Origin of the sequence: Lactobacillus helveticus DSM 20075 = CGMCC 1.1877, from assembly GCF_000160855.1 — a bacterium.
Classification (GTDB): domain Bacteria; phylum Bacillota; class Bacilli; order Lactobacillales; family Lactobacillaceae; genus Lactobacillus; species Lactobacillus helveticus.
Genome location: NZ_GG700752.1, coordinates 218585 through 229665, shown reverse-complemented (window position 1 = coordinate 229665; position 11081 = coordinate 218585). Strand labels below are relative to the sequence as shown.

Sequence of the window (11081 nt, the reverse complement as noted above, 5' to 3'; positions counted from 1 at the left end):
GCACTGGGCGCGTTTTTATTTGCGTTTATCCCCATCGAGTACTTGATTCTGTTAGACGTACTTGGGGCCATCATTGGGATTTGTATTTTACGTGGGTTCAAATTCCTAACAATGAAAAAATTGATCAGCCAATGCATGTGCTCCACAACACCCGCTTGGGGATCAAACAACTTACGAACAACAAGGGCTTGTGGTACATTACGTTGATCGGCGCCGTCTTCACACTAACCTACATGCCTGCTGCCAGCATGTATCCACTCATGACCATGAAATACTTTCAGGGAACCGTTAGTCAGGCTGGCTTAATTGAAGCCATTTATTCAACTGGCATGCTAATCGGCGGCACTATCATTGGCCTCTTTGGTAAGTGGCAGGACCGGATGAAGCCCGTAATCATCGCGTTTTTCCTGGTTGGCATTCCAACCGGTATTAGCGGCATTTTGCCAGGTAACCAAACCGGATTTTTATGATTCGCAGCTTTAAACATCATTGAAGGAATTGCGACCCCATTTTTTACAACGCTTTTAATGGCAATGATTCAACAAAGTTATCCAGCAGAAGAGTTAGGGCGGATTCTAGGCGTTTTGAATTCTTTGTTGAATCTAGCTGGACCAATTGGCTTAATTTTTGCCGGTCCCCTAGCTGATGTGATTGGCATTGAACGCCTATTTGTGATTGCAGGAATCGGTACTGCCATTTGCGGGGTGGTCGCGGTGTTAATGCCAATTACCAGGCAATATGACATTAGGCTGCATCAAAAATTGGCGAAATTAACTGAGCAACCAGATAAGTAATTAACATGATGATCAAAAAGAGGGGAAAGACCAGACTACCAGCTGATCTTTCTCCTCTTTTTTGTCATCACTTAATTACACGTTTTTAATCTTTTCAGCAGTCAATCCCATCGCATTAATTGCCACGATAATTGTCGACATAGCCATGACCACAGCACCAACGGCTGGGTCTAGAATGATTCCAATAAATGACAACACACCGGCAGCAAGTGGAATTGCGACAATATTGTAGCCTGCTCCCCACCAGAGATTTTGAACCATTTTCCGATTTGTGATTTTAGCCAAATCAAGAAAATGTAAAATATCGCTGGGTTCTGATTTAACCAACACAACATCAGCGGAATCAATGGCAACATCGGTTCCGGCACCAATTGCAATTCCAATATCGGCCGCGGCAAGACTTGGTGCGTCATTTACGCCGTCACCAACCATGATGACGTGATTGCCCTTTGCTTGATAATCAGCAATAATCTTTTGCTTATCATCTGGTAATAGGCCTGCATGGAATTCAGTCAATCCTAGTAAGTTAGCAACGTGTTCCGCGGCTTTTGGATTATCGCCAGTGAGCATTACGGGGGTAATTCCTCGCCTCTGAAGACCACTAATTAATTCCTTAGCACCCGCTTTGATGGTGTCGCCTTCAGCAACCATTCCTTGAACTTGGGTGCCCTGCAATAGGAAGCTGACGGAATTACCCTTAGCAGCCCATTTATCAGCAGCGGCCTCGTCAAACTTGATCCCTTGCTTCTTTAAATAGTTACCATTAACAATCATATAGTCAGTGCCATCAACATTACCAGAAATACCAACGCCCGGAATATTTTGAGACTTTTCAGCCGCAACGACTTCAATGCCCTTCGCTTGGGCTTCAGTAATGATTGCTTGGGCCAGCGGATGAGTCGAATTATTTTCAAGGGCGGCCAGTCGGCTTAATAACGTTGTTTCGTCAATCCCATCATTTGGAATCAATGCATTCACCGTAAATTTACCTTCTGTTAACGTGCCAGTTTTATCCAAGAGAACGTGGCTAACATGTTGACTTGCTTCAATGGCTTGGCGATTTCGAACTAATAGCCCATTTTGAGCGCCAATCGTAGTAGAACGAGAAACCACTAATGGAATCGCTAATCCTAATGCATGCGGGCAAGCAATCACGAAGACGGTCACCATGATCGTCATTGCAGTCGCCAATCCCTGGGGTAACCAAGCAAAGAAAGCAATAATCCCAACACCAAATGCCGCGTAAAATAGATACTTGGCAACTAAATCAGCTTTATCTTCTGCTTTAGATTTAGCTTGCTGGGCATTTTGAACCATTTTCATTACTTGAGAAAGATAGCCGGAGTCACCAGTACCACTAATTTTAACCGTTAGCGTCCCGTTATTGTTGGTTGCACCACCAATGACCTTATCGCCAACTTTCTTGGGAACGGCAGCAGATTCACCGGTTACCAGTGCTTCATTCACGGTCGACTCCCCAGCCGTAATAACACCATCGGCTGGAATACTCTCACCTGAACGCACTTGGAAAGCTTGACCAACTTTTAAATCAGATACTGGCACTTCTTTTGTTTCACCATTATCTGTAACTAGATGGGCCGTCTTAGGCAACAGGGCCGCCATCTTTTGTAAGGCATCCCCAGCCCCCATCAATGCATTCATTTCAATCCAGTGTCCTAGAAGCATAATTAAAATCAGGGTTGCAAGTTCGAACGAAAAATCCATTACATGATTTGCCGGGTTCAAGAAGTTGTTGGCAATAAATGCGTACAAACTGTAGAAATACGAAACGGAAATTCCAAGGGTTACTAGCGTCATCATTTCAGGAGATTTATTCTGAATTTCCGCTTTAGCTCCCTTTAAAAATGGCATTCCGCCATAAAAGTAAAGTGCTGTATCAAACAAAACGATGATAATGCCAACAATTAGCGGTGAACTGAAACTAAGGATGGAAACGTTTAAACCCATGATTGGTGCTAACAGTAAAACTGGAATCGCTAAGACAACGGAGACCCAAAATTTAACTTTCAAATTCCCCATATGCATCATTGTGCCACCGTGCATCATCATGTCGGTCCCAGCCATATCCATATCACCGTGATTCATCCCACTCATATTCATAGTTTCGTGATTCATGTTCATTTGGCTGTGATCCATGTTCATTTGACCATGATCCATTTCGGCCATATCGTGGTCCATGTTCATTTGATTATGATCCGTTTCGGTCATATCGTGATCCATTTTCATGTTATCATGATCCATATGACTCATATTTGATTCATTATTTTCCATATTCTTAGCACTCATGTTTTTCATGTTCATATGGTCCTCTTTATTTGCCATGATTATCGACCCCCTAAAAATAAGTGTGCGTAGCAAAATCGATTAGTTCACGACTAGTTGCATGTCCCATTGTCCAAATTGCTCTCATAACCATCCATTCAGAATCGGTGATGGTTACATTCTTTGCATCCTTCAATTGGCTTCCTCCATTAATTGAATTCTAAGTTTACATTTGTAGTCTCTTAACACTTATTAGCTTACAACTGTAGTCACAATAATGCAACCTTTCTGCCAGAAAATACCATGACACTAAAAAAACGCCTAGATAATATTCCAGGCGTGGTTTGATACGATATGTTAAATTAATGATCTGGGAATTTTTGGTTTTCTTGTTAGTATGGTGAAATGCCTCTTATCTTAGTCATCGGATGTTCTCCCCTACATAGCGGGAATGTACTATACCAAGCCGCTGCCAAAAATCCAAGCCCGGGTGTACAAAGTCCTGGTCTCTTAGACATCACAGATTAGGACCGCTTTGCTCCGCTCACTTTTTGAAAGCGCCTACCCAAAATATCTAAACTCCGCCGTTGACCATCCATAATTGCAACGTCTGGTAAATGGCCCCATGTTTCAAATTGATTTTGCTTAAATAGATGTTGGCTTGGCTGATTATGGCTAAAAATAAAGGCAACCAATGCATCTAGCCCTAACCGGGGCAATTGACTTATCACGTAGGCAATCGCTTGCTGGCCAATTCCTTGGTGACGGAAATCTTTGTCAATGTAGATACTGATTTCCGCCGTCTTATGATAAGCTGGCCGTCCATAAAATGACTCTAACCCTACCCATCCAGCAATCTTATCGTCATCCTTAATTACCCAAAGCGGACGGCTATCTGGGTTAAATGATTCAAACCACGGCTGGCGGGAAGCAACTGAAACTGGTTCCAAATCTGCCGTGGCTAGTCGACTGGGAATTGTTTCATTATAAATTGCCACAATCTTGGGCAGTTCTGCTTGTTTTGCGTAGTCAAACTTAATCATGATTAAAGCCACCTCATCCCTATTAATACCTAATAATTCTACGGCAGACAAACTGTTCGTGCAATATCACACAGAGATGGCACATGGTTAAATCAATTTTGATAAAAGAAAAACGCACCAGCATTGTGCTGATACGTTGAATGCATAACCGCTATAGCCACTTTTTTGGAAGTTTGTCAAATGGTGTCGAAGGATAGTTTCTATCCTTTGGAGATCTCCTCGTGTGGGAGATCTTTTTTGTTGTTTTATTAGTTGCGGCGTTTAATCTGGTGTGTTGTCTGAATATCGTACTTGAAGGCATAACAAATAAGCCTACCATCGTGACGTTATTGTGGTAGATAATCTAGGCAATCAGCTGGTAGACGCGTGTGAACATATTGGCCTGATTGGAGAAGCCATAACAAGCACGTTTGAGCTCCTTGATCATACGGTTGATGCCCTCTATCGGTCCGTTAGAGTAGGACGATTTGGCAGCGTTAATTACTCCATTAAGATTCTTTCGTAGGGTATGCATGGCCGTATCTAGGGGTGTGCCGTTAGGCTGATAGTTAGTGATGATATTCTTGAGTTCATCAGCGTGACGCCCCATCAAAGCATCGTGGAGATCGATGTAGGTTTCATAAGCTGTTTTGAAGGCCGGAAACGTATCGGTTCCAATATCAATAGCGTTCTGTTCGGTCGAGTACTTATTCAGGCCGAAGAGGTAGCGGCTCTTTTGGGCGTCAGGGTTGGCCTTGTGGAATAGGCGCCATAGTGATTTCAGTACTTTATATTCCCGCGAATGCTTGTCGAGTTGCTTTAAACATTGAGTGCGAATGGTATCCATCGTCCGGCCCATTAATTGAATAATGTGGAACCGATCAATAATGAGTTCGGCGTTAGGGAATAGTTCGTGCACGAATGCCTGATAGGAGGCGTTCATGTCCATGATGACGCGTTGAACCGCGGCCCGTTCTGCGGTGCTGTACTGACTAAGAAAGAACTGTTTGATGGTTCTATTAAGGCGGTCGCTAAGTACTTTAACTGATTTGTGAGTGTCGGCGTCAATGCAAATAAACGACATGGAGCCGTGCGTGGAACGGAATTCATCAAAGCATAGATTAATCGGTAAGTGTGGATGAATATTAGCCGTCAAAATACGCTGAACTGAGTTTGTCGAAATACCGGTGAGACTGGCGATAGTCTTAGCCGGGAGTGATTTACTGGCTAGCTTCAGCATATGAGTCGCTAGTCCGTGACCGATGGCGTGGTTGGTTGATACCACTGGAGTGGCGGCCGTACAAGTGCTATGGCAGTTACTACAACGCAAGCGTTGCTTGTTTAGCTCTAGAATTACGGGCCGGTCCATGGGTCCTGCAATGTGGACATGAGTGAGCTTGTGTCCGTTAGGGTGCAATGTATTGTATCCACAGCTAGGATAGCGCCTGAGTGTGTAGGTAAGCTCTGCCTGGATGACCAAATACTTTTTGCGACCCGAGCCCCGACCATGAAATTCCTCACGAGTACCGAACACCTGAATGTTTGTGTCTGTAATTCCCAGTAATTTAAGTGTATTATCTAGTTGAGACATCTATTCCTACCCCGCTTATCTTGAGTTTCGTCGCTTAAAGCATAGCACTAGGGAGGCTTAGATGCCTTTTTTTGTTATCAAAAAGGGCCTAGTACTTTTGGAATGGAAATACTTTCCAACACCAAAAATTTTAGACCCAATGGTTCCACCACTAATCGTCAAGGTATCGTTCGCAATTTGCCAAGTGACACCTCCGTCAAGGGTGCCGCTGTTATTGTCCTCTGCTTGGTCTTGAGTGGCAATAGTTGTGATCGGTGATGTTTGGGTCGTGGAAGTGGGGCTGGTGGCAGCAAAAGCTGGCATTAGAACCCCTGTCAATAATAAAAATGAAGCCCCCACCGAAGCCGCTGCAATTATTAGTAATTGATTCAATTTATTCATAAAAAACAACTCCCTCTAGAAAAATAGCTTGGTTACCACTCAAAAATTCCCCCGGATTATCGAGTGATCCCTTATAAAGGGAATATAACCTCTTTTTCGCCATTTATGTTTGGAGAATTGTCCAAAATTTTTCGGCATTTTTTGGAGAAAGCTCTAAAAGAGAATAATCATTAAAAGCGGCCACCGCCAAAGGAATATATCCCTCCCTTTGGCAGCAGTCGCTTTGTTTGAATCAATATTAGCGGGATCTAATCAGTTAATACCCCTCCGTTGTAAAGTACCAACGAACGTTGTCCCCACTCTTAAGCTTCGTTAAGTTTGCAGCATGGTCAATAAATTTCTTGTTAACACTGAACATCCAACCAGAACCGGCCTTAACGTCATTTTCCTTGAGGTTGTTAATGCCGTTCACGTAAACGGAGGGACCCGGAATATAACTAATCTTCAGGTTCGTTTGCTTTAAAATCGAAAACGCGTTGGCGCCCTTTTTAACGCGCATCCGCTTCGAATAGAAAACTTTTTTGTATCCATCAACCGTTAAATGGATTTGAATTGTATTCTTAGCATTAGACGACTTTTTAGCCGCATGATGCGTATCCTGAAACACCTTGGTTTCTGCTTTGTGGTTAATCTTACCCAGCTTATCAGATTTAGGGGCATTTGACCGCTTAGTTTTAGCGACCTTGTTAGGACTTGCCTTTGCACTGTATCCAGTTGTCCGATTAGGACTTGTGCTTGATTGAGAACTAGCAGTTTGGGGCTTGTTGTCTGTTTTTTGAGCCCGCCTATCTGCTTTTGGTTTTGCTTTGCTTGCACCCTTTGCTTTTTGCTGGTGACTTGGCTGTTTAAGATGACTTGAGCTGGTCGAACTTGAACTTGAAGAAGTCACTTGTTTAGAAGGTGTCGGCTTAGGGGCTGCGTCTCTCGATGAAATCACCTGTTGGGCACCAAAAGCGATTCCAATTGTGAGAATGAACGCAAGAATGAGGCCAATTGCTTTTTTCATAAGAGTTGCTAGACGAGGAAACTCGGTATTTTAATGCCGAGAGGAATCGGCGTCTTGAGCAACGCACCTCTTTTCTAAAATAGATTTGTGATGACTAATATTTCACTAATGCATGAGTATCACTGCGGACATTGCGGCTATACCAGCAACGATGACCGGATTGGCGCCATGAATATTCAACTCCTTGGCACTAACTGGGTAACGAATAAAGAAACCGCCTTTAATCAATTGCAATTTAATCAAGAATAGCTACTGGATAAACTCTAGTAGTTAAACGGGTGCTGTCAATCACCCGATGATGTAACCACTTTGGTAGGAGTTGTCAGACATTTGCACTACGACCCGGTTAGGGGTGTGAGTTACAAGCTCGGTAATTTATTACCGAGTAATTGACATTGTTTTGTCACCTCTCACTCAAAATTTGGCGATTAATTAATTGTGTAAACTGAACGATTCTTTAAAGCAGCTTTATAAGCGGCAACCGCTAAATTTACCTGACCGACACCATAGAGCTGAGTAGCTGCGTTTTTAATTGAACCGGATTTATTGACATAGGTCAGCATTGCATAAAGCGGCGTCCTAGTTTGACTTGTTTTCATCGTCGTGTTATTCACATATTTCTTCATGCCAAAATTATTTGATAGGGCAATAATTGCTTCAGCGGTTGAATTGGCATTTGGCGTTGTTTTGCCATTAAACGTGTAGCCAAATGCACCACTGGGCTGCACAATACCAGTAAGAAATTTTTGCCCCTTCAGCAAGCTGTCCTTGACGTTAGTTGTATTAACCTTTCCTAGAGCCAGAGCGGTTAGAACCATGCTGGTCGTGTCGGCATCCCTAACTCCTTGTTGGTTATTATACGTCCAACCGTGATTATTTAATTGAGCTTTCACTAGCCGAGCACTCAAGCTTGCTTTGCTAAACTTCGCTCCCTTTGGCCGCTTGAACTTTGAGCTCATCGAAATGGCAATCAGCACTTGTGCCTGGGCACTTGTCGTTTGTTTGGAAACACTTGTCCGGTACAACTTGGTTACCAGATTGATTCCCTTTTTGTGGCCATATGGCTTATAATCTCTAGCGTTGAGCCCCATCGCCTGAACGGCCATCACGGCATTGGCCATTGTTGCAGCAGGGGTTGTCTTTTTGATTACCAAGTTTTTTCGCAGCAACGTTTTTTCCTTGGTATTAAATTTATAACCGTTTCCCTTGAGCCCTAACAGAAAGTCAGAGTACCCCGAAGCCGCACCAGTATCAGGATTGAGTTTCTTACTAAAAATAGAACTACTTTGACCGGAAAGTCCGGTCTTATTTTCTTTAATCATCTTTTTGGCATAGGAATAAGTACGGGCAATTCTGCTGTGAATGGTGCCGGTACTAGCCTTCCTAATTGATGCAGCGTTGGTAGTTGTTGAGAGCGTCAAAGCGGCGATAACCAAAGTTGCAGAAGTCAAGACTGATTTTATATATTTATTCATAGGTGTGATCTCCCTAGATAATGCATAAAAGTGGCTGGGGCATCATTTTCCCCCAACCACTTTGATATTTGATTATTAGATGAATAATTACTTAATGTAGGTCATCGAAATTGAATCGCCATCTTTCAAAGTATAAGCACCCATCGATGAACCAGGTAAGGTGCCATTAACTGAATAAAGCCATCCAGTCATTGTCCCGGCTGGCCCAGCATTGTAACCATTAATTCCGGTAACGTATGTAGTAGCCCCCGATCCTTTATAAGTTAAAGCCAATCCTTGTTGCTGGGCAAATGCCTGCAAGGCATCAAATGCGCTGGCCCCACTGCTAACCTTGATATTGCCACTTGCGATGATCGCCCCATCGGCATGAATACTAATAGTGGTTGTGATGGTTTTAGCATCGTTTGATGGCGTAACAGGATTTGTGAGTGCCACTGGATTTGTGAGTGCCACTGGCAAAGTTGGCGTGGCACTAGGTGAATTATTAGTAGTTGTGGTTGTCCCCGTCGTTGCCGTAGTCGCTGTTGACCCTGAGTTAGTCGGTGGGGTACTCGTTGACGTCCCTGTGGTTGTGGTTGTCCCCGTCGTTGCCGTAGTCGCTGTTGACCCTGAGTTAGTCGGTGGGGTACTCGTTGACGTCCCTGTGGTTGTGGCCGTAGGTGTGCTTGGACGAGTATTTTGGGAGCTCTTCTTGATCTTAGTAGCCAAGATGAACTTCTTGTTAGCAGTGATGTAGCGGCCATTTGTAAGTTGCATCCGGTTGGAAAGCCCATAGTTAACAACTTTTCTGACGCTTAATGACGCATTCTTTTTAACGTGGCGCTTCTTGCTCGTTAAGTTAACCTTACCATACTCGTTGATTCCCTTAGGATTGATGACTTTAATGCGGGTCACCTTTGCGGAATAGTAGGCGTGGGCAAAATACTTTGAACCAGAAAGCGTATAACCGGTTTTGCCCGAATTCATGTCCTTTACTCGATAGATCGCATGGCCCTGTTTGTTCGTTTGCTGGCTGATAACCAGGAACATTGGGCGGTTAATCCGGGCACGTTTCTTGTAGGTATTCGTCAGATTCGATTTAGTAAAGTTCGAACTTCTATATAGTTTGACAGTTGTCAGTGCATATACGATGGAACGATGACTTGCTTTTTTAACAGGCTTCCCGGAAACAGTCGGCGTACTTATTGGCACACTACTAGATGAAGAAGTGGATGTTACTGCTGATGAACTCGATGCACTGGAAGAGCTGGCCGGATTGTTGACAACCGTTACGTTTTTGGGCCCTTTTTGCGCGATCTCCGCTAACCCAGCGGAAATTGCCGAATCGACGGCATCTGATGCTACATCAGCCCTGGATGCTGCATCAGCCCTGGATGCTGCATCAGCCCTGGATGAATTACCACCACTGGAAAATATCAGAAAAATCCCTAATACAATTGAAAACCAATATAGAAATTTTTTTCTTTTCAATACTGAACACTCCTCAAAACAAATTTAACGGTCGTTAACCGCTATTAATACTGGACTGGTTAGACTTTTCTGCAACACAAAAAAAGCCTAGCCTAGAGCTAGAGCCATCTTCTATCATTAATAACTAACGTCCGGCATTTTTGGGCAGACTAATCCCGGAAAGTTTATTATTAATTGACAAAGTCGACCCTAAGAAACTTTGCAATTAGTATAATAAGCGTCTCCTGACTTGATCTCATCCCCAAATGTCTTCTTCCCGGCTTTAGCCAGTGAGTTGCGACATTTCAGTCAATCTTACAGTAGCGAAGGGGCTGTAAAGGCTTTTCACCTTTTTCCGGTTCATTATACTTTTTAGCATTAATCATTATAGCATAGCGCGCGTTTGTTTACAAGAGGGCTACGAAGTCGTAAGTGTCAATATTTTTGCGGTAGGCTATTAACCATTAGTCTGACCTTAATTTCTTAAATATTTATTTGACTTAATTTTCTGCCGAAATCATCCAAATAGCTATGACCTGCTGTTAAGCTTTCGATTGCTCCATGATGAATACCTAGATGAGCTTCATGCGTCTTTCTTAGGTTGGCACGAACTGCACCTTTCAATTCTTCCTGATCACCAATATCGAGCTGCCCACCTGCAAACTCACTGCTAAGCCAGTATTCCAGCTCATTGTTTTTGATACAAGTTAGTACACGCAGAATTCCTTCGGCACCATCTTCTGACCAGTATTTTCCTTGCCCTTTGATGCGATAAGTATTGCTCTCACAGCAGCCAATTGCCTTAATTACTGACAAATGACGCATCTTAAACGGCTTAATATCCACCCAGCGACGATGAAGATAGCTGCGCAGCCGCTTTAGGTTTTCATGATTTTCTGACGTATTCAGCTCATCAACCAGATTGCTTTCAATCGTGTCTAAAATCACATCAGTCAAGTGGCGATCATACTTGAACTCAACTGCACTGATCAATTTGCTTTGCATAGCCGGCATGAAGCTTAGGCGATCTTTAATCTTTTTGTTCAAGTGGAAGACGTCTAAGAAGTGCTCGTGCTGCTT

General features: G+C 43.4%; 8 protein-coding genes, 4 pseudogenes and 1 riboswitch. Of the genes and pseudogenes, 3 read left to right on the top strand and 9 right to left on the bottom strand.

Annotated elements, in window-relative coordinates; translation table 11 throughout:
• Positions 1–794: pseudogene (locus HMPREF0518_RS01055) on the top strand (MFS transporter); the annotation flags it as partial.
• Between the two features lie 75 nt (positions 795–869).
• Here HMPREF0518_RS01055 and HMPREF0518_RS01050 read toward each other — a convergent pair.
• The 6 genes and pseudogenes from HMPREF0518_RS01050 to HMPREF0518_RS01030 form a co-directional block, all read right to left on the bottom strand.
• The gene (locus HMPREF0518_RS01050) at positions 870–3137 is read right to left on the bottom strand and encodes a heavy metal translocating P-type ATPase (RefSeq protein ID WP_003625209.1); all 2268 of its coding nucleotides are present in this window, start codon (positions 3135–3137) and stop codon (positions 870–872) included.
• Positions 3138–3174: 37 nt separating this feature from the next.
• Positions 3175–3273: pseudogene (locus HMPREF0518_RS09560) on the bottom strand (BlaI/MecI/CopY family transcriptional regulator); the annotation flags it as partial.
• 328 nt (positions 3274–3601) lie between these two features.
• Positions 3602–4120 carry a GNAT family N-acetyltransferase gene (locus HMPREF0518_RS01045; RefSeq protein WP_012212328.1) on the bottom strand — a complete coding sequence of 173 codons (519 nt, stop codon included), beginning with the start codon at positions 4118–4120 and terminating at the stop codon, positions 3602–3604.
• A 343-nt stretch (positions 4121–4463) separates the two neighbouring features.
• Positions 4464–5690 (bottom strand): ISL3 family transposase, encoded by a 1227-nt coding sequence (locus HMPREF0518_RS01040; RefSeq protein ID WP_003625205.1) that lies wholly within the window; start codon positions 5688–5690, stop codon positions 4464–4466.
• A 57-nt stretch (positions 5691–5747) separates the two neighbouring features.
• A complete protein-coding gene (locus HMPREF0518_RS01035; RefSeq protein WP_003625204.1) occupies positions 5748–6071 on the bottom strand; it encodes a hypothetical protein in 324 nt (107 codons plus the stop codon).
• 256 nt (positions 6072–6327) lie between these two features.
• Entirely contained in the window at positions 6328–7077 is a 750-nt protein-coding gene (locus tag HMPREF0518_RS01030; RefSeq protein ID WP_003625203.1) for a DUF4430 domain-containing protein, read from the bottom strand.
• Positions 7078–7188: 111 nt separating this feature from the next.
• On the opposite strand from HMPREF0518_RS01030, the pseudogene HMPREF0518_RS09990 reads away from it, so the two are divergent.
• Positions 7189–7326, top strand: a pseudogene (locus HMPREF0518_RS09990) (RNA-guided endonuclease TnpB family protein); the annotation flags it as partial.
• A gap of 179 nt (positions 7327–7505) precedes the next feature.
• On the opposite strand, the gene HMPREF0518_RS01025 reads toward HMPREF0518_RS09990, so the two are convergent.
• Together HMPREF0518_RS01025 and HMPREF0518_RS09420 are read right to left on the bottom strand one after the other, a co-directional pair.
• Positions 7506–8552, bottom strand: a complete 1047-nt coding sequence (locus HMPREF0518_RS01025; protein WP_023192883.1) for a prenyltransferase/squalene oxidase repeat-containing protein — start codon at positions 8550–8552, stop codon at positions 7506–7508.
• An 87-nt stretch (positions 8553–8639) separates the two neighbouring features.
• The gene (locus HMPREF0518_RS09420) at positions 8640–9518 is read right to left on the bottom strand and encodes a DUF5776 domain-containing protein (protein WP_244855799.1); all 879 of its coding nucleotides are present in this window, start codon (positions 9516–9518) and stop codon (positions 8640–8642) included.
• A 241-nt stretch (positions 9519–9759) separates the two neighbouring features.
• Between HMPREF0518_RS09420 and HMPREF0518_RS10540 the strand changes: the two genes are divergently transcribed.
• Complete coding sequence (locus tag HMPREF0518_RS10540; protein WP_003625196.1) at positions 9760–10050, top strand: hypothetical protein; 291 nt, start codon at positions 9760–9762, stop codon at positions 10048–10050.
• Positions 10051–10219: 169 nt separating this feature from the next.
• Positions 10220–10404: riboswitch (cobalamin riboswitch) on the bottom strand.
• An 80-nt stretch (positions 10405–10484) separates the two neighbouring features.
• On the opposite strand, the pseudogene HMPREF0518_RS01005 reads toward HMPREF0518_RS10540, so the two are convergent.
• Positions 10485–11081: pseudogene (locus HMPREF0518_RS01005) on the bottom strand (ISLre2 family transposase); the annotation flags it as partial.